The 23,681-nt window shown below is 62.1% G+C and carries 20 protein-coding genes, 1 other RNA gene and 1 riboswitch; of the genes, 10 read left to right on the top strand and 11 right to left on the bottom strand.

Features of this window, described 5'->3' with window-relative positions; genetic code table 11:
- Positions 1-64: 64 nt before the first annotated feature.
- The 3 genes from CLV89_RS00635 to CLV89_RS00625 form a co-directional block, all read right to left on the bottom strand.
- Positions 65-1,153 (bottom strand): microcin C ABC transporter permease YejB, encoded by a 1,089-nt coding sequence (locus tag CLV89_RS00635; RefSeq protein WP_106161514.1) that lies wholly within the window; start codon positions 1,151-1,153, stop codon positions 65-67.
- A 7-nt stretch (positions 1,154-1,160) separates the two neighbouring features.
- The gene (locus CLV89_RS00630) at positions 1,161-3,101 is read right to left on the bottom strand and encodes an extracellular solute-binding protein (protein WP_106161512.1); all 1,941 of its coding nucleotides are present in this window, start codon (positions 3,099-3,101) and stop codon (positions 1,161-1,163) included.
- Positions 3,102-3,422: 321 nt separating this feature from the next.
- Positions 3,423-3,923, bottom strand: a complete 501-nt coding sequence (locus tag CLV89_RS00625; RefSeq protein ID WP_106161510.1) for a c-type cytochrome — start codon at positions 3,921-3,923, stop codon at positions 3,423-3,425.
- Between the two features lie 120 nt (positions 3,924-4,043).
- Here CLV89_RS00625 and CLV89_RS00620 point away from each other — a divergent pair, with 120 nt between their 5' ends.
- Together CLV89_RS00620 and CLV89_RS00615 are read left to right on the top strand one after the other, a co-directional pair.
- Positions 4,044-4,874 carry a prephenate dehydratase gene (locus CLV89_RS00620; RefSeq protein ID WP_106161508.1) on the top strand — a complete coding sequence of 277 codons (831 nt, stop codon included), beginning with the start codon at positions 4,044-4,046 and terminating at the stop codon, positions 4,872-4,874.
- 63 nt (positions 4,875-4,937) lie between these two features.
- Positions 4,938-5,621: a pentapeptide repeat-containing protein gene (locus CLV89_RS00615; RefSeq protein ID WP_106161507.1), complete on the top strand. Its 684-nt coding sequence runs from the start codon at positions 4,938-4,940 to the stop codon at positions 5,619-5,621.
- 191 nt (positions 5,622-5,812) lie between these two features.
- Here the strand turns inward: CLV89_RS00615 and CLV89_RS00610 are convergent, their stop codons facing one another.
- The 3 genes from CLV89_RS00610 to nudC all read right to left on the bottom strand — a co-directional run bounded on the left by CLV89_RS00610 (position 5,813) and on the right by nudC (position 9,618).
- The gene (locus CLV89_RS00610; RefSeq protein WP_106161505.1) at positions 5,813-7,876 is read right to left on the bottom strand and encodes a putative bifunctional diguanylate cyclase/phosphodiesterase; all 2,064 of its coding nucleotides are present in this window, start codon (positions 7,874-7,876) and stop codon (positions 5,813-5,815) included.
- Between the two features lie 220 nt (positions 7,877-8,096).
- Positions 8,097-8,564: an SRPBCC family protein gene (locus CLV89_RS00605; RefSeq protein WP_106161503.1), complete on the bottom strand. Its 468-nt coding sequence runs from the start codon at positions 8,562-8,564 to the stop codon at positions 8,097-8,099.
- Between the two features lie 70 nt (positions 8,565-8,634).
- Positions 8,635-9,618: an NAD(+) diphosphatase gene (gene nudC / locus CLV89_RS00600; protein ID WP_106161501.1), complete on the bottom strand. Its 984-nt coding sequence runs from the start codon at positions 9,616-9,618 to the stop codon at positions 8,635-8,637.
- Positions 9,619-9,890: 272 nt separating this feature from the next.
- Here nudC and CLV89_RS00595 point away from each other — a divergent pair, with 272 nt between their 5' ends.
- The 3 genes from CLV89_RS00595 to CLV89_RS00585 all read left to right on the top strand — a co-directional run bounded on the left by CLV89_RS00595 (position 9,891) and on the right by CLV89_RS00585 (position 12,847).
- Positions 9,891-11,789: a 5'-nucleotidase C-terminal domain-containing protein gene (locus CLV89_RS00595; RefSeq protein ID WP_243394900.1), complete on the top strand. Its 1,899-nt coding sequence runs from the start codon at positions 9,891-9,893 to the stop codon at positions 11,787-11,789.
- Positions 11,790-11,864: 75 nt separating this feature from the next.
- An RNA gene (ffs, locus tag CLV89_RS00590) (signal recognition particle sRNA small type) lies at positions 11,865-11,963 on the top strand.
- A 122-nt stretch (positions 11,964-12,085) separates the two neighbouring features.
- Positions 12,086-12,326: riboswitch (cobalamin riboswitch) on the top strand.
- A 122-nt stretch (positions 12,327-12,448) separates the two neighbouring features.
- Positions 12,449-12,847 carry a hypothetical protein gene (locus CLV89_RS00585; RefSeq protein WP_106161499.1) on the top strand — a complete coding sequence of 133 codons (399 nt, stop codon included), beginning with the start codon at positions 12,449-12,451 and terminating at the stop codon, positions 12,845-12,847.
- A gap of 81 nt (positions 12,848-12,928) precedes the next feature.
- Here the strand turns inward: CLV89_RS00585 and CLV89_RS00580 are convergent, their stop codons facing one another.
- The gene (locus CLV89_RS00580; RefSeq protein WP_106161497.1) at positions 12,929-13,459 is read right to left on the bottom strand and encodes a protein-tyrosine phosphatase family protein; all 531 of its coding nucleotides are present in this window, start codon (positions 13,457-13,459) and stop codon (positions 12,929-12,931) included.
- A gap of 252 nt (positions 13,460-13,711) precedes the next feature.
- Between CLV89_RS00580 and CLV89_RS00575 the strand changes: the two genes are divergently transcribed.
- Positions 13,712-15,535, top strand: coding sequence for a DNA polymerase III subunit gamma/tau (locus tag CLV89_RS00575; RefSeq protein ID WP_106161495.1), 1,824 nt, complete (start codon positions 13,712-13,714; stop codon positions 15,533-15,535).
- A gap of 67 nt (positions 15,536-15,602) precedes the next feature.
- Here the strand turns inward: CLV89_RS00575 and CLV89_RS00570 are convergent, their stop codons facing one another.
- Positions 15,603-16,148: a cysteine hydrolase family protein gene (locus tag CLV89_RS00570; RefSeq protein WP_106162290.1), complete on the bottom strand. Its 546-nt coding sequence runs from the start codon at positions 16,146-16,148 to the stop codon at positions 15,603-15,605.
- An 82-nt stretch (positions 16,149-16,230) separates the two neighbouring features.
- Between CLV89_RS00570 and CLV89_RS00565 the strand changes: the two genes are divergently transcribed.
- The 3 genes from CLV89_RS00565 to recR all read left to right on the top strand — a co-directional run bounded on the left by CLV89_RS00565 (position 16,231) and on the right by recR (position 18,359).
- A complete protein-coding gene (locus tag CLV89_RS00565; RefSeq protein ID WP_243394899.1) occupies positions 16,231-17,154 on the top strand; it encodes a GlxA family transcriptional regulator in 924 nt (307 codons plus the stop codon).
- A gap of 110 nt (positions 17,155-17,264) precedes the next feature.
- Positions 17,265-17,609, top strand: a complete 345-nt coding sequence (locus CLV89_RS00560; protein WP_106161491.1) for a YbaB/EbfC family nucleoid-associated protein — start codon at positions 17,265-17,267, stop codon at positions 17,607-17,609.
- Between the two features lie 150 nt (positions 17,610-17,759).
- On the top strand, positions 17,760-18,359 hold the full coding sequence (gene recR / locus CLV89_RS00555; protein WP_106161489.1) for a recombination mediator RecR: 600 nt from the start codon (positions 17,760-17,762) through the stop codon (positions 18,357-18,359).
- A 216-nt stretch (positions 18,360-18,575) separates the two neighbouring features.
- Here the strand turns inward: recR and ltaE are convergent, their stop codons facing one another.
- The 3 genes from ltaE to CLV89_RS00540 form a co-directional block, all read right to left on the bottom strand.
- On the bottom strand, positions 18,576-19,625 hold the full coding sequence (gene ltaE / locus CLV89_RS00550) for a low-specificity L-threonine aldolase (RefSeq protein WP_106162289.1): 1,050 nt from the start codon (positions 19,623-19,625) through the stop codon (positions 18,576-18,578).
- 173 nt (positions 19,626-19,798) lie between these two features.
- Positions 19,799-21,127 (bottom strand): aspartate aminotransferase family protein, encoded by a 1,329-nt coding sequence (locus tag CLV89_RS00545; protein ID WP_106161487.1) that lies wholly within the window; start codon positions 21,125-21,127, stop codon positions 19,799-19,801.
- Positions 21,124-21,936, bottom strand: coding sequence for a beta-keto acid cleavage family enzyme (locus tag CLV89_RS00540; protein WP_106161485.1), 813 nt, complete (start codon positions 21,934-21,936; stop codon positions 21,124-21,126). The genes CLV89_RS00545 and CLV89_RS00540 overlap by 4 nt, the downstream gene beginning before the upstream one ends.
- 290 nt (positions 21,937-22,226) lie before the next feature.
- Here CLV89_RS00540 and CLV89_RS00535 point away from each other — a divergent pair, with 290 nt between their 5' ends.
- Entirely contained in the window at positions 22,227-23,627 is a 1,401-nt protein-coding gene (locus tag CLV89_RS00535; protein WP_106161483.1) for an aminotransferase family protein, read from the top strand.
- Positions 23,628-23,681 lie beyond the last annotated feature (54 nt).

The raw sequence follows: 23,681 nt of genomic DNA, 5'->3' as shown, positions 1-23,681 counted from the left end.
CGCGCGCGCCCCCCGCCGTCGCGGTCGGGTTCCAGTTCAAAAGAGGTCGGTCAACGATCACACCTCAACCCTCCCGCTTTTCAAAGTCGATGCGCGGATCGACCAGTACATACATGATGTCCGACAGGATCCCCACAACCAGCCCCATAAGGCCAAAGATGAACAGCGTGCCAAAGACGATCGGGTAATCCCGCGCCACTGCGGCCTCGAAGCCGAGACGGCCCAGCCCGTCGAGCGAGAAGATCGTCTCGATGATCAGGCTGCCGGAAAAGAAGATCGAGATGAACACGCCCGGAAACCCCGCGATCACGATCAGCATCGCGTTGCGGAACACATGCCCATAAAGCACCCGGTTCTCGGTGAGACCCTTGGCGCGGGCGGTCATCACATATTGCTTCTTGATCTCGTCGAGGAAGGAATTCTTCGTCAACAGCGTCAGCGTTGCAAAGGCCGAGATGGTGGAGGCCAGCACCGGCAGGGCGATGTGCCAGAAGTAGTCACCGATTTTGCCCATCAGGCTGAGGCTCTCCCAGTTTTCCGAGGTCAGCCCCCGCAGTGGGAAGATCTGCCAGTAGGAGCCCCCCGCCAGCAGCACCAGCAGCAGGATCGCAAACAGAAAGCCCGGAATCGCATAGGCCGCGATGATGACGCCGCTGGTCCAGCTGTCAAAGCGGCTGCCATCGCGCAGCGCCTTTTTCACGCCCAGCGGGATTGAGATCATGTAGGCGATCAGCGTCGACCACAGGCCCAGCGAGATAGACACCGGCATCTTTTCCAGCACCAAATCTATAACGCTGATATTGCGGAAATAACTCTCACCAAAATCAAACTGCACGTAGCTCCACAGCATATTGAGGAAGCGTTCCAGCGGCGGCTTGTCAAAGCCGAATTCACGCTCCAGTTCCTCGATGAATTCCGGCGGCAGGCCACGGGCCCCGGCATATTGGCTTTCGGCCTGACCGACGGTTTCGGCGCCCGCGTCATTGGACGCCCCGGAAAAGCCGCTGAAGACATCGCCGCCGCCTTCAAGCCGCGCGATCATCTGTTCGACCGGACCACCGGGGACGAATTGCACCAGCGCAAAGTTCACCACCATGATCCCGATCAGCGTCGGGATCACCAGCAGAAGGCGCCGCAGGATATAGTTGAGCATCAGGGAGTTACCTCAGCGCGCCAGCATCGCGCAGCGCTTTGGCCTTGTCCTCGTTATACCACCAGAAGTCCAGATACCCGAGGCTGTAGGGCGGGATTTCCGCCGGGTGCTCGAACTGGTCGTAATAGGCCACCCAATGATCCGGATTGTACCACAGCGGGATCATGATGAATTCGTGCCGCAGCGCCCGGTCGAGCGCGGTCATGATGGCGACCTCCTCTTCGCGGGTCTCCGCCCGGAGGGATTCCTCGATGATGCTGTCGATCAGCGGCGAGGCCAACCCGGCGGGATTGAACAGCGAGTATTCCGCCGCCTCAGAGCCGAAACGCTGCGCCAACCCGGTGCCGGTACCAAGGAAGGAGGTATAGGAGTCCACCACCAGATCATAATCCCGCGCACGCTCGCGGCTGGTGTATTGGGCGGTGTCCACCACCTCGAAGTTCACAGCGACGCCAAGGCTTTCGAGGTTGTTGACGAAATTCTCCATCACCCCGCGCGTGGTTGGCGAGGACGACGAGGAGAACAGGAAGTCCAGTTCAAACGGCGCGCCTTCCGGCGTCACCCGCTTGCCATCGCTACCAACGGGATATCCGGCCTTTTCCAGCAGCGCGGCGGCCTTGCGGGCGTTGCGGCGGTCGAACAGGCGGGACGGCTCGGAGGTCACGGGCACATAGACTTCTTCCTCCAGCATCTCCGACGGCACCAGATCGCCGAGGCTGTCGAGAAACGCGCGCTCCGCGCCCTCCGGCACCCCTGTGGCCATCAATGGCGAATTCTGGGTGAAGGAGGCACGGCGTTCAAACAGGCCATAGAGCAGGCTTTCATTGGACCATTCAAAATTGAAGGCCAACGCCAGTGCTTCGCGCACGCGCCTATCCTGGAAATCCGGCGACGCGAGATTGAAGATGATGCCTGAGGGGCTGGGCGGCGCGCCATTGGGCAGTTCCTCCAGCTTCACCGCACCGCTGTCGACCTTGGGAAAGTCATAACCGCTGGCCCATTTCTTACTGTCGCCCTCGGCGCGGAAGGTATATTCGCCCGCCTTGAACGCCTCAAATGCGGCGGTGTCATCGGCAAAGATCTCCACCCGCAGCGTGTCAAAGTTGTGCCGCCCTTGGTTCACCGGCAGATCCTTACCCCAGTAGTCCGGATTGCGTTTCAGCACGAGACGGCGGGACAGGTCGATTTCGTCAATGACGTAGGGGCCGGAGCCCGGCGGGCCTTCAATCCAGTTCTCGCTCAACTTCTGGCCGGTTTCATCAAACCATTTCTTCGACCAGGCCGGCACCCCGCCCACCTGCTCGATCAAGCTGCGCCGGGAGATGCCGTCGGCGAAGTAGAACTTGATGGTGTGATCGTCGATCACCTCCACCTTCGGGATACGTTTGCGCACCGCGTCGGCATAGGATTTCAGCCCCTGATCCAACAGAAGGTTATGACTGAAGGCGATGTCATGGGCGGTGACCGGCGTGCCATCAGAAAACTTTGCCTCCGGGCGCATGTGGAAGATCACCCAGGATTTGTCCTCCGGGTACTCCACGCTTTTGCACAGCAGGCAGTAGGACTGGCCGTATTTATCCGCAGGCGCGGCATCGGCCAGCAGGCTCTCGTAAGGGTAGACGGAAAATGCGTGCGCCCGCCCCTTGCCCGAATAGGGGTTCATGCTGTCAAGCGTGCCGATGAAGGAAATCGCCAGCTCGCCGCCCTTCGGGGCCTCCGGGTTCACATAGTCGAAATGGGTGAAATCTGCCGGGTAGTCGAGGTCACCATAGAAGGAATAGCCATGACTGGTGATCACATCCGCCTCGTCAGCGCTGCGGGCGGTCACCGCGGAGGTCAGGAGCGCCGCGGCAGACAGGAGCGCCGCACTGGCCAGAGGCTTGATCCATGATCGGTCGCGGGATTTCGCAGTCACTGTTGTCGTCACATGCACGCGTCTGATCGTCATCTGCCTAACCCTTCCTATGCGGCACCTCTTCATCGGGGCTCTGTGGTCCCGGTGCCTTGTTCTGTTATCGTCGAAGCTAAATGTCCGGACCTGTTGTTTTCAAGCCGAGAATGCGCGCTCGCATTGATTTGAAAGCAGATCACCGCCGATGTGGCGCAGCAACGAAGCATTTCAATACCACCACCACCCAATGGCCTTGGAATCCGGCGCGACTTGGGTGGTGCAATTCGTGCGCCACATCCGAATGCAAAAAGGCCACAGCAGAAGCTGCGGCCTTTTGAGAATATCGGAATATTCTGACTGGGTTAGAGACTGATCCGATCAGTTCCCCAGGCTTTCAAGGTAAGCAATCAGGTCTACCCGATCACCAACTTTCTTCAGGCCTGCAAAGGACATGGTTGTGCCGGAGGCATAGGCCGAAGGCTTGGTCAGGAATTCGTTCAGCTCTTCTGGAGTCCAAGCTCCCTCGAGCCCGGCCAGAGCGCCAGAATAGCTAAATCCACCGATCGACGCGATGTCGCGGCCGACGACTCCGTCAAGATGCGGACCCGTTGCGTCGGTGCCATCAACCTTGTGGCACGCCGAGCACTTGCGGAACACTTTGGAACCCTTGTCGACATCTGCCTCAGCCATCAGCGTTGCAAAGTCCACTTCGGGTTCGTCGCTCGCAGCGCCAGCATCGGCCACTTCGATGACGTAGGACGCCTCGCCGTGTGCTTCAACGTGGTAAAGCTCCTCGGCAACCCATTTGCCCAAGAGGAACACAAGGAACGCGCCGCAAAAGCCTGCAGTCGCTTTGGTGAGTGTCATCGTGTCAAACATGATAGCGAGTCCATTTCAGCTGTCTTGCAGGCTGTGTAAGGGTTCCCCTGACAACTGGCAAGGTATAGACACCGCGACTAAACGACCATTTCCTCAAGTTTTTGCAAAGATGACGCAACCATGAGACAGAAAATCGCGATCCAAGGCGAACTTGGTTCCTATAGCCACGAAGCCTGCCGCAACAAGCGCCCCGATATGGAGGTGCTGCCCTGCCGTGGTTTCGAGGATGCGATAAATGCTGTCCGCTCCGGCGAAGCGGAACTTGCGATGCTTCCGGTGGAAAACACCACATATGGGCGGGTTGCGGATATTCACCGGCTGTTGCCGCATTCCGGGTTGAGGATCATTGATGAGGCTTTCGTGCGGGTTCACATCAACCTGCTTGGCGTGCCCGGTGCGACGCTGGAGGATATCAAGGAAGCCCATTCCCATCTGGTCCTGCTACCGCAATGCGCGGGTTTCTTGCGCGAGCATGACATTCGCGGTCGGGTCAGTCCCGACAACGCCCGTGCCGCGCGCGAAGTCTCTGAACGCGCCGATGTGACCCATGCCGCGCTGGCTTCGGAGTTGGCGGGCGAAATCTACGGCCTCAACGTGTTGGCGCGCCACATCGAGGATCAGGGCAACAACACCACGCGCTTTCTGACAATGTCCCGCACAGCTGATCTCAGTCGACGTGGCGACAAGGGCATGATCACCAGCTTTGTCTTTCAGGTCCGCAACATTCCCGCCGCTCTGTACAAGGCCATGGGCGGTTTTGCGACAAATGGCGTCAACATGACCAAGCTGGAAAGCTATATGGTCGGCGGCTCTTTCACAGCGACACAGTTCTACGCCGACATTGACGGCCATCCAGAGGACGAGAACGTCAAGCGTGCGATGGATGAACTGGCCTATTTCACCACCAACATAGAGGTTCTTGGCGTCTACCCTGCCGATCAGATCCGTTGACCGGATTGCCTCCAGATATGGGGCGGCAAATCCAATCGGCGCGGTAGAGCTGTTAGGCATGACATGGTAACCGAAACGACAGTCTCCAATCAGAATCTCCGACGGTCCGACCTGGAGCGCATCGTAGAGACCGGCGAGGTCGCGCGTCTCGAAGACTGTGATCTCTCCGAACTTGATCTGGCGCGGCTTGAATGCTCCGGCTGGCAGTTCGTGCGATGCAACCTAAGCCGAGCGTCCTTCAATGGCGCACAGCTTGAGGAGGCCGGTTTCGTCAACTGCCGGGCTGGTGGCAGCAGCTTTATCGACGCTTCCCTGCAGGAGGCCGAAATCGAAGGCGGAGATTTCAGCAACACGGACTTCAGAGGAGCGACGCTGACCTCTGCCGGACTGCGCCAATGCAAGATGACAGGCGCGGACTTCACCGATGCACGTACGCTCGGGCTTCAGCTGGAAGCGGTGCTATTGCGATTTGCGATCCTGCCGAAGCTGTCCTTTCGGAAAACAACCTTGAAGGACGTGGATTTCACGGAGGCCGACCTGAGAGGCTGTGACTTCCGTGATGCTGTTTTCGAGGCAAGTTCGCTGCGCGATGCCCATCTGCCTGAGTGCCGGTTCGAGGGTGCCGACCTGCGCGGCGCCGATCTGGGTGGTGTAAAGCTCACGGATGCCCGACGTTTCGCAGGGGCCGTGATCTCAAAGCGACAGGCCGCTGATCTGCTGGGCCAACTTGGACTGACGGTCCTGTAGCGCGCGCCGCACCCTCAGTGACATCGGCTCTTGTGAGTGCGATCTGCAACGACGCAGGAGGCCCGCGCGCGGCCCAATTTCAGAGCGCAGGTCTCCCGCCAGCCTGGCGCAACCGCGCATGCCGGATGTGGACAGGATGTGAAGACCAAGCCACATTCAGATCAGGCCCGATTTCCTCTTAAACAAAGGCGTCAGGCCACATGCGTCGCCGTCTCAGTATCCTCATTCTGCTCGCAGGCGATCAAACGCATATCATCACGTGTCATCGGCTGACCAAAGTAAAAGCCCTGCACAGAGGCGCAGCTTTCGCCGCGCAAGAAGTGCAGCTCGTCTTCGACCTCGACCCCTTCGGCGAGCACCGGAATGTCCAGCGCCGCGCCAAGAAGCAGGGTTGAGCGTACGATAGCGGCCCGCTGGGCATCCTTGTGCACATCCTGCACAAAGCTGCGGTCGATTTTGATCTTGTCGAACGGGAAGGCCTGCAACGTGGCAAGCGATGAATACCCTGTGCCGAAATCATCCATGGCGATACGGATACCAAGCGCCTTGAGCTTGTGCATGACCTTTAGGGTATGCGCCTGATCGTCGATGATACTGGCCTCCGTGATCTCCAGTTCCAGCCGCTCTGCGCTGACGCCGGTTTCCATCAGGATATCCATCACGTCCTCGATGAAGGACGGCTGCACCAATTGTTGTGGCGCCACGTTCACGGCAACGCTGAAGGGGCGACTCCAATTGGCGGCTTCACGGCAGGCTTCGCGCAGCACCCATCGGCCGATATCGCGAATAAGCCCGGTTTCTTCTGCGACCGGAATAAACTCATCCGGCGAAATCCGACCACGCACCGGGTGGTTCCAGCGCAGCAGCACCTCGAACCCAACGGGCGCCAACGTCTCAAGCGCATTCTGCAGCTGATAGACCAGCTCGAATTCATCCCCCTGAAGTGCCAGACGTAGATCATGCACCATCTGGGTCTTTTCACGACTACTGCGATCCATCTCTGCGTTGAACGTGCAGATGGGCGTGTCCGGTTCTGATTTGGCCCGATACATGGCGACATCGGACTTATACAGCAAACCTTCGGGATCGCGGCCATCCTCCAGCGTCGTGGCGATTCCGATGGACGCACCAACCCGCAGCGAGACCTCCTCAAGATCAATCGGCTCGATGATCTCAGCATGCAGACGCTCGGCAAAGCTCAGCACCTCTTCGATACGGCGAAAGCCCTCTTTTATGGCCACAAACTCGTCGCCCCCAATTCGGGTAAGATATTCCCCCTCGCTCAGCTGCCGGGTCAGGCGTTGCGAGACCTGCATCAGCACGGTATCGCCAACAGCATGGCCATAGACATCATTCACCTCCTTAAAGAGGTCGAGATCGATGGTCATGATGGCAACCCGTGCGACTTCGTTCTCGTTCAGCCGGAGTTTGAGGGCTTCCAGCCTGCGGGTAAGCCACATGCGATTGCGCAAGCCGGTCAGCGGATCATGCATCGCCGCAAGTTGCAGCTGATTGCGGGTCTCGTCCTCCATATTCACCTCGATGCTGGCGGAGGCGACCGCAATTAGCAGGATGATCCCGGTGACCCCGAAGATAAGCATCGCCATTGCCGCTTCAGACATGGCCTTTGGCGGCACCTCGACAGCAGAATCCAGGCGTATTTCGATCGCGCTCATGCCGGTGAAATGCATGAGGCAGATCGCAACGCACATCAGCAGCGCAGGCAAAATCCGCCCGCGCAGTCCGCTCCGCTGTCTGGCGATCCCCCAATAGGACGCCGCCCCGAACCCGATGCCCAGAAGCACTGACACCACGACGGTTCCCAAGCGCCAGTCGATGGTGCCGGGCAGCTGATAGGCCTGCATCCCCACGTAGTGCATCGCCGAGACTGTCAGCCCGAAAATCGCGCCCGCCAAGATCGGTCCAACCGCACCGCGCGCGAAGGCGAGCCCCGCGTTGGCGGCTAGCGAGCCAAGCACTCCGACCAGAAGCGACACCCCGGTCAGTACCGGCTCATATGCGTGGTCATAGCCGGGCTCATAGGCCAGCATCGCGATGAAGTGGGTCGACCAGATTGTGGCACCAGTGACCAAACCGGCCAAGGGCAGCTGCACCAGACGCCGTTTTCCGGTCCATTGGGTCAACCGTGTTGACATATGCGCGGACAGGGCCGAGCCGACGATACAGATCAGGGCCGCGACCGCGACAAGACCATAGTGGTGTTCCTGCGTGATGCAGTCCAACAAGCGGTACATTTGTATTTCCTCAGGCCGTGCCGTCCATGCTCCGACCCTGAGGTACGCTCCTTAACAAATGTTCTAATCGGTTGTGGAAAGGCGTAAAAAATGCATACAAATATAGTCTTTTTCTGCCCCAAACTTGCCTAGGGTCAGAGCCCCGAGGTTTGCTCTCACAAATATACTGATCGGTCCAAGCGCAGGCGGCCCTGCTGGTCCAGGTGTTTTCTTTTGCACATCAAGCAGATCGGGTCAGACGCTCTTCGGTCTGCCTTGCAAATTCGGCCACGCGCGTGCGGAATTTGCGGTTCAGCTTATTACGCGCCAGTTTTAGCGATTGCAGCAGCAGACGTGCCGCCAGGGTCTTGGGCTTAAGATCCACCCGGACGGTCATCCGCGTCCGTTGCGCAGACAGCGCCATCAAGTCCACCTTCAGATCACCGCTCATGCCGTTCCCGACCGCTGCAAAGGAAATCGTGTTTGGAACGTCGTAGTCGGCGACATCAATCCGTACCCGGCGTTCTGACCCGCGAAAGTTAAAAGTGACATCCCAGTACAACCCGTCGCGTGGCGCCGCAGTGTCGCCATGGCGTTGCACATCAACACCACGCCGAATCGCGGAGCGTTCGAAGCTTTCAAAATCCGAAATTGCCACGAACAGATCCTGGATCGGGCAATCTGTGTCTTCTTTGGTTTCGAAATGCATAAGCGATGGAGCTCCGTAACGTTACAACCAGCCGCAAGTGCGACCGCCGGACATTCCTAAACTATGTCGGTTACCCGAGTGTGTCCGCAACCCAGTTTTCCAATAGAAATCCCGCAATTGCACCTTTGCGTGGCGCGCGCACTTTTGGATGGTCGCCGGCGATCGCATCCATGACCTCCTGACGGGTCAACCAGATCGCATCTTCGATCTCTGACGGATCAATGGCGATTTCATCATTCAGGGCAACGCCGTGACAGCCGAACATCAATGACATTGGAAATGCCCACGGCTGGCTTGCGAGATACCCGACGTCGCCAACCTGAATGCCGGATTCTTCCAGAACCTCGCGCCGCACGGCGGCCTCCAGCGTCTCCCCCGGCTCGACGAAACCTGCCAGAAGCGAATACATCCCTTCTGGCCAGCCAGGTGAACGGCCCAGCAACACGCGATCCCCCCGCGTGATCAGCATGATCACCACGGGATCAGTGCGCGGGAAATGGGCGGCGCCACAACTTGGGCACCGACGCTGCCACCCGGCTTGCTCGATCCGGCTGGCCGCACCGCAGCAGGCGCAAAACCCGTGTGTTGCATGCCAACCCAGCAAGGCCTTCGCGGTCGCCGCCAGCTCCGCCTCTCGCGGTGTAAGCCGTGTCATCACGGCCCGCAGCTCTGCAAAAACATGGGTCGATGGCAGATCAGGGTGACGCTGTTCGCTGGGGTCGAGAAACGTATCAAGCGTAGACAGGTCGGTTTCTTCCGGCTCCCATTCTCCCAGATCGAGGGCAAAATACCCCGCGGCCTGCGCACCGCGTCCGAGAAAGATCGCCTCTGCCCGCCGCTGCGCCACCAGCGGGTGGCTGGTCGGCAGAAACGCTAACCCCGCCGCATGATCCTGTCCCGTATCATGCAGACAAAGCGGCTTGCCCCGCCACAGGAGTACAACCAACGCCTCCGCTGTCGACCATATCCGATCCAGCTCTTCGGGAACGGTCCGCAGATGGGCTGCGCGATCCAGGCCGCTACCGCCGAATGTGACTTGCTCTGCCCGTTTCATACCTGCCTCGCTGTTTGCATGTCACACCGGGTTCTCGCGCCCTGCCTCGATGCGGGCGACGGCGACAACACGGTGTTTTACACAGGCGATGCCGCATTCCCCGAAGCGACTCAAGCAAAAATGCCACGCTTCACAAAAACTCGAAAAAAGCGCGACGTGAGGGTTCCGCGCAACGCATAAGCCTGCTCTTCTCGGCGTTAACTAATTCGAGAAGCCCCGGAACGCCCCGGACATGGTGGCAAACGGTGCCGACGACTGGCGATGAATGGCGCATGATGACTGGATCCGACCAAGGCCCCACAGGGACGAATGGGGCCGATGAAGACGTGACAGAGGTGCCAGCGCGCCTCCGATTGCTTGCGACGTCTGATGTACACAGTCACCTCCTTGGCCATGATTATTATGCGGACACCCCTCATCCGGGCATCGGTCTGAGCCGGACTGGAAGTCTGATCGCCCAGGCGCGTGCCGAAGTGGCGGCAGAAGGCGGCATCGACTTGCTTGTTGACAATGGCGATTGGCTTCAGGGCTCACCACTGGCGGAAACTGATGCCGCAAACCCCGACGCACCTCCGCCTGCCATCCACGCATTTGATATATTGCGCTATGATGCAGTCGGACTGGGAAATCACGAGTTCAATTTTGGCCTGGACACGCTGAACCGCGCATTGCGCGCGCTGCCGTGCCCTGCGATTTGCAGCAACGTACACCCCTGCGCGCCTGACGTTGCATTGCATGTGGAACAGCACCTGATCCTGTCGCGCCGTATTCCGGGCGCAGCCGCGGATGCGCCCGAGGTGCGCGTCGGCCTGTTCTCCGTCCTGCCGCCGCAAACCCTGTTGTGGGATGCCGACCACCTCGCAGGGCGTGTGCGCATCGACGATATGGTCGACAGCGCCCGGGCTGCCATCGCAACGCTTCGTTCAGCGGGCGCTGACGTGGTGATCGCCTTGGCGCATACCGGGCTTGCGGCAGCCCAGGCCGCGCCCGGGATGGAGAACGCCCTGCGCCCGCTCTCGCACTTGCCAGGCCTCGATGCTGCGGTCGGCGGGCACACGCATCTGCTGCTGCCTTCGGCCAATGGTTCCGAGGACGGCTTGGGCGTGCCTGTTGTGATGCCCGGCTCCAGCGGCTCTCACCTCGGCGTGGTGGATCTGTTTCTGGAGCAGACCGCGGACGGCTGGCAGGTGCAGCATGCGACCTGTGACCTGCGCGCGGTGAGCACCCGTTCGTCAAAAGGTCTGCAGCCGCTCGTGCCCGAAGCGCCAGAGATGGTCGCAGGCCTTGCCACGGCGCACACCCGCACCCGCGCCGATATGGCAACCCCGGTTGGCACCTTGTCAAAGCCGCATCATTCCTACTTCACCTTCTTTGGAGAGGATCGGGCTCTGGCGTTGACGGCACAAGCGCAGGCCGCTGCGGTTCGCCCATTTCTCGAAGCTTCACCGCATGCTGAGCTGCCGCTTCTTTCCGCTGTGGCACCGGCGAAATTCGGCGGGCGGGCCGGGCCGCTTAACTACACGCATGTGCCAGCTGGCAAGGTGTCCCGACGCCATGTCGCCGACATTTATATCTACCCGAACGAGCTGCGCTGCGTGATTGTCAGCGGTGCCCAGCTGACGGACTGGCTGGAAATGTCAGCCGGGCTGTTCAATCAGCTCACCCCGGATATGCCAGGGGCCCTGCTGGCCAACCCGGATCGTGCGGGACATAATTTCGATGTGATTTTTGGGCTGGAGTATGAGATCGACCCAACCGCCCCCACGCGTTTTGATGCGGACGGGCGACCGGTCAGCGATGCGCCGGGACGTGTCAGGGACCTGCGCTGGAATGGGGCACCCCTGCGACAGGACCAACTGTTTGCCGTTGCCTACAACAGCTATCGCAGCAGTGGCGGGGGCAACTTTCGCATGCTGGAGGACGCTCCGACCTTGCAACTTGCGCCGATGATGATCCGGGATGCGGTCACGGCCTATGTGACCGGTGCAGTGCAAAAGGACCCGCTGGCAACACTTTCCTACCCCTGGCAGCTCCGTCCTGACCTAGGGGTGCAGGCGGTCGCAATCACCGGCCCCGGCGCACGCAGTTTCCTCTACGAGTTGCCGGACCACGTCGCCGCCAGCGCCACGGCGATGGAAAGCGGCTTCCTATCGCTGACCCTGGATCTCTGAACGGACACGGCAGACCTGTCAGGAATCCCACGGCGCCGGGTTGTCATCATTCCATCATTTCCCTATATCGAGATTCGAGGGGTTGGCGCGGGCAAGCGCCTCGCCAACCTGGTCAGGTCCGGAAGGAAGCAGCCACAACGAGCCCCGCTTGGGTCGATGTCCAACCTCTCACTTCACAAAACCCCGCCATTGGCGGGGTTTTGTGTTTAGAAGACCCCGCCGTATCTCTCGCCCGCCTGCGTGCGAGTATTATGCAGCTGCAGCGATAACATCGTTGACGACTCGGCGGGCAGCTCGCTACCCATATTGGTGATGGTTTCCAACCGGCCCGCTTTGGCTGTTTGGAATGAAAAGGGAACATGGTGAGGCGACGGGTAACAGACCCAGACCCAAGTCCATGACTGCCCCCGCAACTGTAAGCGGCGAGCAACCCGGTATGACCACTGGTTCCAGAGGCCAAGGCGGCCAGTTGGACCGGGAAGGACCGGCACGCAGCGACCCGCAAGTCAGGAGACCTGCCATCACCGAAAGAACCTGAAACCGGGCGGGGTGTCCTGGATGAGGTCTGATGGCACGCCGCAGGTTCACTGCATCCCCGCTGCCAACGGTCTCTCCTGCCGCACCGCCCCGACATGATACTTTGTGCGGAGGGCACTTTGATGGAAAATCCCGAACAGACACATGATTTTGTGGCGACAACCTGTATGCATCTGGGCCGCCCCTGCCCGGCGGCAGAGCGTATGTTGCGTGCCCTTGCCGGAGCGCTTGACCGCGCACGGGCCGTCACCCGTGACGATTTTGAGATTTCGGGCGATAGCCAGCTCGACGGCTGTGAAAAAGCCTGTCCGGCGCGGTTCGCCGCCAGTCATGATCGCATCCGGGTGTTCTGTGATGTCTCGGCGAGCACCGAGACCGAAACACTGGACCGGTTTGCCGATGCCATGCTGTCGCCGGACATGGCCGATCTGCCGGCCCGCAGTGCGGCAGAGGTGCCGCGCGCCTTTGGTGAAGCCCGGCCCCTCAGCCTGACACGCGCCGAAACCATTGTACCGATGTAGCCTCCCGCGACCCGGCCAGAGCGCCTGCCGCTCCACGCGAACATCTAGCCCTGCCGATCAGCTACAGCTGCCATCGCGCGACTAAGGGGCGCTACGCAGCTCTTGGGCCCAGATCAACTGCGCATCGGTTTCCACAGCGCAGGGGCGCTGCGCCCGCAATCGCGCCAATGCGGCATCCGGGCGCTCCCCGCTCTCGATCATCAATCGCAGGGCAACCATACCGGAGCGCCCGCAGCCGCCCCTGCAATGCACCAGCACTCGACCGCCACCTGACATCGCCTGACGCGCCAACGCGCTGACATCGGCCCAGCGATCCTGCATGTCGTCGCCAGGGGTTTGAAAATCGTCCACAGGCAAGTGGAACCAACGACTGCCGAGCCCCTGAAGATCGCTGCCGATATTCTCGACCCCCAGGATGACGTGCTCCACGCGGGTGGTCATCGAGATTACGATCGAGGGTTTCCATTCTCCGATCAGTCGAAGATCACCAGCGTAATCGCCCCCAGCCCCAGGTGCCTGGCTGAGCGCAAGAATGCCGTCACCAATCGACAGCGCATGAAGCACAAGAGGTTGCGCAGCCGGGTGCGGCTGCAGTTCGGAAGCACTCACCATTTAATCTCCCCCCCGGGAGGCGCGACCCTAAACCCGCGATACAGTACAAGATACCATAGCCTCGGCAAGCAGCTGATCGGTAGCCTTTTTTGCACGCGGCCGGATTCACCCTGCTGAGTGTGCGCCTTGTAACACGCAGGCCGCGCAACAGCGGTGGACGAAGCGCGCGGTGCCGCTTAGTTTGCACGGGATCATTTCGGCGCCGTCCACGAATCCGGGCTGCGCCCCTCAAAGACCATCCGAAAGGCCCTCATGAGCGAGCATAGCCCCGAGACCGCCCCCGCCCCGCAAGGCGGACAATATCAGGTTCTGGCACGCAAGTACCGGCCCGAGACCTTTGCCGATCTGGTTGGTCAGGACGCCATGGTGCGCACGCTGAAGAACGCCTTTGCCGCGGATCGCATCGCTCAGGCCTTCATCATGACCGGCATTCGCGGCACCGGCAAAACCACCACCGCGCGGATCATCGCCAAAGGCATGAACTGCATCGGCGCGGACGGTACCGGCGGCCCCACCACGGAGCCATGCGGCAAATGTGAGCATTGCCTGGCGATCATGGAGGGGCGCCATGTGGACGTGATGGAGATGGACGCCGCATCGCGCACCGGGGTTGGCGACATCCGCGAGATCATTGACAGTGTGGCCTATCGCGCCGCCTCGGCGCGCTACAAGATCTACATCATCGATGAGGTGCACATGCTGTCGACCTCCGCCTTCAACGCGCTGTTGAAGACGCTGGAGGAGCCACCGGCGCATGTGAAATTCATCTTTGCCACCACCGAGATCCGCAAGGTGCCGGTGACGGTGCTGTCGCGCTGTCAGCGGTTTGACCTGCGCCGGATCGAGCCGGAGGTGATGATCGCGCTGCTGCGCAAGATCGCCGGGGCCGAGAGTGCCGAAATCGCCGAGGATGCGCTGGCGCTGATCACCCGCGCCGCCGAAGGCTCGGCCCGCGATGCGACCTCGCTTCTGGATCAGGCGATCAGCCATGGTGCGGGTGAGACGACGGCGGAGCAGGTCCGGGCGATGTTGGGGCTGGCCGACCGGGGCCGGGTGCTGGATCTGATGGACATGATCCTGCGCGGCGACGCGGCGGCGGCGCTGACGGAGCTGTCCGGGCAATATGCCGAGGGCGCCGACCCGATGGCGGTCCTGCGCGACCTGGCCGAGATCACCCATTGGGTTTCGGTGGTGAAGATCACGCCCGATGCCGCCGACGATCCAACCATAAGCCCGGATGAGCGGTCGCGCGGTCAGGACATGGCCAGCCGACTGCCGATGCGGGTACTGACGCGCATGTGGCAGATGCTCTTGAAGGCGCTGGAAGAAGTCGCCGCCGCACCCAATGCGATGATGGCGGCAGAGATGGCGATCATCCGCCTGACCCATGTCGCCGACCTGCCCTCGCCCGAAGAACTCGTGCGCAAGCTGCAGGATACACCGCCGCCTCCGCCGCCGGGTCCAGGCGGCGGACACCCCATGCAGGGCATGGGGTCGCCTGCAGCGGGCGGGGGGGGCGGGGCTCCGGCTTACGCCTCCGCCCCGCCGCAGGGCGCCCCCGGCGGTGGACCCAATGGCGGGCATACCATGTCGGCAGGGGGCGGGCAGGCCGCCGCAGTGGCCCCGCGCCTCGACAGTGCATTGGCGCGGTATCCGAGTTTTGAACATGTGATCGAGCTGATCCGCAAACACCGCGACGTGAAACTGCTTGTCGAGGTCGAAGGCGGCGTGCGGCTGGTGTCCTACCAACCCGGGCGGATCGAATTCACCCCTGCTGCGAAGGCTCCGCAAGATCTGGCAGCCCGCCTCGGCACGGCGCTGCAGAACTGGACCGGCAGCCGCTGGGTGGTCTCCATCGCCTCGGACGGCGACGCGCCGACCATTGCGGAGCTGCGGGATGCAGCCGAAAACGCCCTGCGCGAGGAGGCCTCGGCCCATCCGCTGGTGCAGGCAGTGCTGAAGAATTTTCCCAGCGCCAAGATCACCAAGATCCGCACGCCTGAGGAGCTGGAGGCCGAAGTGCAGGCCGAGGCCCTGCCCGAGGTCGAGGACGAATGGGACCCGTTTGAGGAATGAGATCAGCCCCGCGAAGGCTCCGGCTTAGATTTCGCGGGGCTGAACGGGCAGCCGCGGTCTGCTCGCCCTATGCGAGGTGGGCGGCTGTCTGCGTGACCGTCGCATAGCTCATCGCCAGGGGAGCCATGAACGCGGCATGCACCTGTTCTGCCGGAACCGCCACACCACCAAACTCCATGGCGCGAGCGGCGCAGGCATCCTCGACCACGGTCACCGAAAATCCAAGATCCGCCGCTGCCCGGGCGGTGGCGTCGATGCACATCTGGCTCATCGCACCGCAGAGGGTAACGGCCTCCACCCCGGCCTCGCGGAGCAGCTCCAGCAGACCCGTCTCATAAAAGCTGTTGGGCCGGTGCTTGGTCAGCACCAATTCGCCCTCGATGGGCGCAACTGAGGCATGGATTTCAGCGCCCGGCGTGCCAGGACGGAAAAACGGCGCCTCGGACGATGGGTTCTCGTGCCGGATGTGCACCACAGGGTCACCGTTCACCCGTGCCGCCTCCAGCAGGCGCGCCGCATTGGCGCTGGCCGCGTCCATCTTGTGCAGCTCCCAGTCGCCACCGGGGAAATAATCGTTCTGGATATCCACCAGGATCAGTGCCGTCCTTGGCATGGTCATACTCCTTTGTCTGATCTGTCCCGGCGAGATTGGCGCAGGTTGACTGCCGCTGCACTTGGCGCATATGCCTAACACTATGCAGAATACGCCAAACCTGCCGATCATCCTGCTGGACGCGCCCGGTGCGCAGCGCGCGGCGCTCTGGGGACTGCAGGATCTCTTTGCGCTGGTTCCAAGACTGGATCCCACATGCACACCGCTGGATGTGCGCGTTCTTGGACCGGACGCGCTGCCGCAGGCGCCAGTGGCGGCTTTCGTATTCGCCCCCTCCATCGAAGGCACACGGCCCGTGCCCGATCATCCGCTGGTCGCCTGGGCCGTGCACCAGCACGCGCAGGGGGCGCTGGCCTGTTCGGTCTGCGCGGGGGCATTCTGGCTGGGTCAGGCGGGGCTTCTGTCCCAGCGCCCCACGACCACCCATTGGGCGCTGGAGGAGGAGTTTCGCCAATGCTTCCCGGATGTGCGCCTCGCACCGGAGCATATCCTCGTGGACGACCACGACGTGATCACCGCTGGCGGATTGATGGCCTGGACCGACCTCGGCCTGCATCTGACCGGACGCTGGTACGGGGCCGAGATGGTCTCGCGTCTGGCGCGGCATCTGCTGGTCGACCCCGGCGGGCGGGAACAACGGGCCTATTCCACCTTCGCCCCACCCCGTCAGCACGGGGACGCGGCGGTGCTGCTGGCGCAGCGGCATATGGATCAACAGTTTGGCATCGCGCTCACGGTACCAGTGCTGGCGACTGTGGCCGGCCTGTCGGAACGCTCCTTCGTGCGGCGGTTCACTGCCGCCACCGGCACCCCGCCCGCGAGCTACCTGCAAGCGTTGCGCGTGGAGAAGGCACGCGGCGCGCTGGAGCGCAGCCAGGCCAGCATCGCCCAGATCGCCTGGGACGTGGGCTACCGCGATGTGCCGGCCTTTGCCCGCGCCTTCAGATCCATCACCGGCCTCACCCCCGGGGCGTATCGCAGCCGGTTTCGCACGCCCATGAGCTGAACCGGCCCAATTGGACTGCGGTTTGCAGCCTGCATTTGGGCTTTGCCCTTGCCTGCGCGGGGTGGCGCACGTATCTAACAGGGCAGACCTGACATCAGGAGTGATAGGATATGTTCAAAGGCCTAGGTGGCCTCGGCGATATGGCCGGGATGATGAAAAAAGCCCAGGAAATGCAATCCAAGATGGGTGAAATGCAAGACGAGCTGCATAACATCATGGTGGTGGGCGAAGCGGGCGCGGGCCTTGTGAAGGCAACCGCATCCGCGAAGGGCGATCTGAAATCGCTCGACATCGACCCGTCGATCTTCAACGGCGACGACAAGGAAGTGGTCGAGGACCTGATCCTCGCCGCGGTGAAGGACGCGCAGGCCAAGGCGGCCGAACGCGCGCAGGATGAGATGACCAAGCTGTCCGAAGGCCTCGGCCTGCCCAAGGACATGAAGCTGCCGTTCTGATCCGCTGCGCTCAGACGAACGAAAGGCGGCCTTTGGGTCGCCTTTTTTCATGTGATAGACCCATGTGATCCGCGGGGCGCATGCGACATGGAGCTTGCACTTTGGCCGATGATGCACCCTACTCGAACATAAGAAGAACAGGACAATTCCATGGCCGAGCATGACGTGAGTGATATCGAGGCGTTGATCGCCCTGATGGCAAAGATGCCGGGGCTGGGACCGCGTTCCGCCCGGCGCGCGGTGCTGCATCTGATCCGCAAGCGCGCGCTGGTGCTGACACCGCTGGCAGACGCCATGAGCCGGGTGGCGGAGACCGCGCGCGAGTGTCTGAACTGCGGCAATGTGGGCACCAGCGACATCTGTGCGCTCTGCGAGGATGAGACCCGCGCCAATGGCGAGCTGTGCGTGGTGGAGGATGTGGCCGATCTCTGGGCTATGGAGCGCGCCGGTGTGTTCAAGGGCCGCTATCACGTACTGGGCGGCACGCTCTCGGCGCTGGACGCGGTGGGGCCGGAAGATCTGCGCATCCCGCGGCTGGTGGACAGGGTGGCAACCGAAGCGGTGAGCGAGGTGATCCTGGCGCTCAATGCCACCATCGACGGTCAGACCACGGCGCATTACATCGTCGACCAGCTGGAAGGACGGGTGAAGCTGACCTCGCTGGCGCAGGGCGTGCCGATCGGCGGCGAGCTGGACTACCTCGATGACGGAACGATTTCCGCAGCCCTCAGGGCGCGCAAGGAAATCTAGGCAACTGCCCCCGGGCCGTATGTGGCTCAGGCTGAGGAGACGCTCCCGCGCGTTTTCGATCTGGCGATCTCACCTCCTTGGGGGTGGCATCGCGTGCCCAAGGGGCACGCGATGCGCGCCGCGCCACAGGCGCGGCGCCCGGCCCAACGCCGGGCGGGGCAGCTGTGCTGCATCAACCGGGGGCGGGAGCCCCTCCCCATCACAGCTCGCAAAACCTCAGCTGAGATGCGCCTTCAGCCCTGCAAGAGTGGCGGCAAACCCGTCGTCGGTGACATCCTTGTGCAGCACCATGCGGATTGCCCCCGTGCCCCCGGCGGAGATCACAACGCCCTGTTTGGCCAGCGCCATGCCAAGCGCGGCATTCTCGCCCGTTGCGGGCGTGAAGAACACCATGTTGGTATCCTGCTCCACAGATCCTGCCCCGAGGTCGCGCAGGGCGGAGGCCAGGGCCTCGGCCCGGGCATGGTCTTCGGCAAGTCGCGCCACGTTATGGTCCAACGCATGCAGCCCTGCTGCGGCCAGAACACCGGCCTGCCGCATGCCGCCGCCGACCATCTTGCGCCAGCGGCGGGCCCGGTCGATCAGATCCGCAGGCCCCACCAGAACCGAGCCCACCGGAGCGCCCAGCCCTTTCGAGAGACAGATCGAGACCGTATCAAAGCGCCCGGCGATCTCCGTCAGCTCACAGCCCAATGCTGTCGCCGCGTTGAACACCCGCGCACCGTCCAGATGCACCGACAGCCCGGCAGCCCGCGCCGGTGCGATGCACTCATCCAGCCGCGCCAGAGACACCGCCTTGCCGTTGTGGGTGTTTTCCAGCGACAGCAGACGGGTGATCGGATGATGGGAATCATCTTCTTTCACCGCCGCTGCAATATCCGCCGGGCGCAGACCGCCATCCTCGGACACTCCAAGAGGATCCAGCACGATCCCGCCCAGCGCCGAGGCGCCGCCGGCCTCGTATTTGTAGACATGATAGCCGCGCCCGGTGAGGATCTCCTCGCCGCGCCCGCAATGGGCCAGCAGGGCGACAAGGTTGCTCTGGGTGCCGGTGGGCAGGAACAGCGCCGCCTCCTTGCCGGAGCGTTCGGCCAGAGCTGCCTCCAGCCGATTGACGTTTGGATCCTCGCCATAAACGTCATCACCGACCTCTGCTGCCGCCATCGCCGCGCGCATGGCGGCATCCGGGCGGGTCACGGTGTCGCTGCGCAGATCACAGATCACCTCTGCAATATTGGCTCCGGGCGTTTGTGAATATTGGCTCATGATCATCGTCCTTTTGCTCTCGCCCCGACCGTGACCGGTGGCGCATTCCGCTTTGGCCGCATATTGAAACCAAGGCCCGCCAAGGTGCAATGGTTGCCAGCGTTGCAAGTACAATCCAGCCCTGCCTTCACCTGCGTACTTGGCCCTCCCTGCTCAGAGGTCGCACAATGGCCTCACCCTGCTGACAAGGCCCGACCAAGCGCATCTGACAGCTTATCGGTCAATTCGCCGACCTGCGCCTCACTGAGAATGAACGGCGGCGCCAGGAGGATATGATCCCCGTTGCGACCATCCCGCGTGCCAGCCATCGGATAACAGATCAAACCGGCTTCCAGCGCTGCATTTTTCACACGCGCGGCCAAGCCCCGCGCAGGATCAAACGGGGTTTTGTCGTCGCGGTCCGCCACCAGTTCCAAACCACGGAACAGGCCGCGGCCCCGGATATCCCCAACATGCGGGTGCTGACCAAACCGGTCGACCAGAGCCGCCTGCAGCACCTCACCCATGCGGGCGCAGCGGGCAACCAGATCGCGTTCCTGCATCTGGGTCACCACCGCCAGCCCTGCCGCAGTCGCCACCGGATGACCGATATAGGTGTGACCATGCTGGAAGAACCCCGAGCCACTCGCGATGGCATCGTAGATCTCCGCCGAACACAGCATCGCCCCGATGGGCTGGTAGCCCGCGCCAAGCCCCTTGGCGATGCAGAGGATATCTGGCGCGACCCCATCCGCCTCGCAGGCAAACAGGTGCCCGGTGCGTCCCATGCCACACATCACCTCATCCAAGATCAGCAACACGCCGTATTGATCGCAGATCTCGCGGATACGCTTGAAATAGCCGTCGACCGCCGGCACCGCACCCAGGGTCGCCCCGACCACCGGTTCCGCCATGAAGGCCATGACCGTCTCCGGCCCCAGCCGCAGGATTTCTGCCTCCAGTTCATTGGCAACCCGTTGACCGTAGTCAAAGCGGCTCTCGCCCTCGGTGCGGTCCACATATTCATAACAGGGCGCGATATGCGACACACCGATCAGCAGCGGATCAAATTGCTGCCGTCGCCACGCATTGCCCCCCGCCGCCAGCGCACCAAGCGTGTTGCCATGATAGCTCTGCCGCCGCGCAATCAGATGACGGCGCTGCGGCTCCCCCCGTTCGAGATGATACTGGCGGGCAAGCTTGATCGCCGCCTCCGTGGCCTCCGACCCGCCGGAGACAAAATAGACCCGGTCCAGCGTGCCGGGCGCGTTGGAGATCAACAGATCCGCCAAAGCCTCTGCCGGCTGCGATGTCATAAATCCGGTGTGAGCGAAGGCCAGCGTCTCAACCTGCGCCTTGACCGCTTCGATCACCGCAGCATCGGAATGCCCCAGACAGGAGACCGCCGCGCCGCCAGAGCCATCAAAGTAGCGTTTGCCATTGGCGTCAATGAGGTAGCAGCCCTCGCCCGCGACGGCGGTGGGCAGGTCGGATGTGCTGTGACGGGGAAAGACATGGCTCATGAGAAATCTCGCAGGGTTGTGTCCGGGGTAGCGGCCAGTGGAACAAGGCGATGACCCTGCGCCTCTGCCAGGTTGAGGAAAACCGCGACCGAGGCGGCATTGTCCGCCCATGGCGCGGAATCCTGTGCGCCAAGGCTGTTTTCAAAGCCGATCCTGACCTGTCCTCCCGCCGTGATGGCGGCCAGCAGGCAGGCATGTTCCTCGGGGCCAAAGGCACAGAGGGTCCACCTCAGCTGTAACGGCGCGATCTCCTTCAGAAACGCAGGCAGCATCGCGGGGCGTGCGGGCTGGCCGGTGGCATATTGGCCAAGCACCAAGATCGCGTCACGCATCTGCAGCGGCACAGTTCCGTCCTTATACCATGCCTTGAGCTGCGCCACGCAGGCGGGTGAATAGAGGATGTGCTGCACCTCAGTGCCCGCCTCGGCACAAAGCGCATAGACCCGCGCCGCCAGTCCGGCATCGCGTGCCATCTCGCGCACCGATACAGACGCCGCCGCCGGGCGCAGCGTCTCGAGGCAGGCCAGTTGTGCGGGCACGTCAAAAAGACCAGCGCTTTCGGTGGTGATCTGCACGCCCATGGTGGGCGCGGTCTCCGCTACAGCCGTGATGGCCGCGCGGTAGCGCCCGGCATCCAGCGAATGCACGCCCTCACCGTCCCGCACATGCAGGTGTAGAGCCTGCGCGCCAAGCACATGGCAGGCCCGCGCGGTCTCGGCGATCTCAGCCGTTGTCACCGGCAGCGCGGGATGATCCCCCTTGCCCCTTCGCGCCCCGTTCGGGGCGACCATCATCGTGAATTCCACCATCGTTCCGGCCCTCTTACCGATCTGCCCCAGCCGGTCATCATCGCCAGAGCCCCTGTGTGTCACACCGACTGTGACCCTTCGCACGTATGTGCTCAAGCAGCACAGCGCAGCACAAACGTTCTTTCCCACTCATCATCCCTATCACAATTGCAGCCCGGACCTGTGGCCTCAAACCTCAGGGTCAACTGGACCTATTCCAAATGGCGGAATTGTCCTTTGCTGTTCAAGGACAGAGTGTGTCCGCCAGCCGGACGATTCTCACCGCTTTTCCAGAATGAAAGGAACATGTCATGCACGGCACGTTCACCGATAACGACCTCAGCCATGTGATCGACGCCGACAAGGCGCATGTCTGGCACCATCTGGTACAGCACAAGCCGTTTGAATCCTCCGATCCGCGCATCATTGTCGAGGGCAAGGGCATGCGCGTCTGGGATCAGAACGGCAAGGAATGGCTCGATGCGGTGTCCGGCGCGGTCTGGACCGTCAACGTGGGCTATGGCCGCGAAAGCATCTGCAAGGCGGTCTACGATCAGATGATGAAGATGTGCTATTTCGCACAAGCAGCGGGGTCGGTCCCCGGCGCGCTCTATGCTGAGAAGCTGATCGAAAAGATGCCCGGCATGTCGCGGGTCTATTATTGCAACTCCGGCTCGGAAGCGAACGAGAAAGCCTTCAAGATGGTGCGCCAGATCGCGCACAAGAAGTATGGTGGCAAGAAAACCAAGATCCTCTACCGCGACCGTGATTACCACGGCTCCACTCTGGCGGCGATGTCCGCGGGCGGTCAGGACGAGCGCAACGCGCAATACGGCCCCTTCGCGCCGGACTTTGTGCGCGTGCCGCATTGCATGGAATACCGCAAGCACGAGCTGGGGCTGGAACATCTGTCCGGTGAGGCGTTCGGCATCGCCGCCGCCAACCTGATCGAGGAGGTCATCCTGCGTGAAGGCCCGGACACGGTCGGTGCGCTCTGCCTGGAGCCGGTCACCGCAGGCGGTGGCGTAATCGAGGCGCCCGAGGGCTATTGGCCGCGTGTGCAGGAGATCTGCAAGCAATATGACGTGCTGCTGCACATCGACGAAGTGGTCTGCGGCATCGGTCGCACCGGCACCCATTGGTTCGGCTACCAGCATTACGGCATCAAGCCCGACTTCGTGACCATGGCCAAGGGCGTCGCCTCCGGCTACGCGGCCATCGCCTGCATGGTCGCCACCGAGGAGGTCTTTGACCTGTTCAAGGACGACCCGTCGGACAAGATGAACTATTTCCGCGACATCTCCACCTTTGGCGGCTGCACCGCAGGCCCGGCGGCGGCGCTGGAGAACATGCGCATCATCGAGGACGAGAACCTGCTGGAAAACTGCACCGCCATGGGCGCGCGCATGATGTCCAACCTGCAGGCCTTGCAGGAAAAACACGCGGTTATCGGCGATGTCCGCGGCAAGGGGCTGTTCCTCGGCGTCGAGCTGGTCTCGGATCGCGACAGCAAGGAGCCGGTGGACGAGACGCTGGCCCAAAAAGTGGTGGCCGAATGCGGCAACCACGGGGTGATCATCGGCGTCACCAACCGCTCGGTGCCGGGGCGCAACAACACGCTGTGTTTCTCCCCCGCGCTGATCGCCACCGCCGACGACATCGACCAGATCACCGATGCTGTGGACAAGGCGCTGACGACTGTTTTTGGCTGACCACCCCAATTGGTCCAGCAAGAATTGCAAAAGGTGGCCCTTTAGACGGGGCCA

It is taken from the genome of Tritonibacter scottomollicae, from assembly GCF_003003215.1.
GTDB classification, from domain to species: Bacteria; Pseudomonadota; Alphaproteobacteria; order Rhodobacterales; family Rhodobacteraceae; genus Epibacterium; species Epibacterium scottomollicae.
This window is presented reverse-complemented; position numbering and strand designations above follow the sequence as displayed.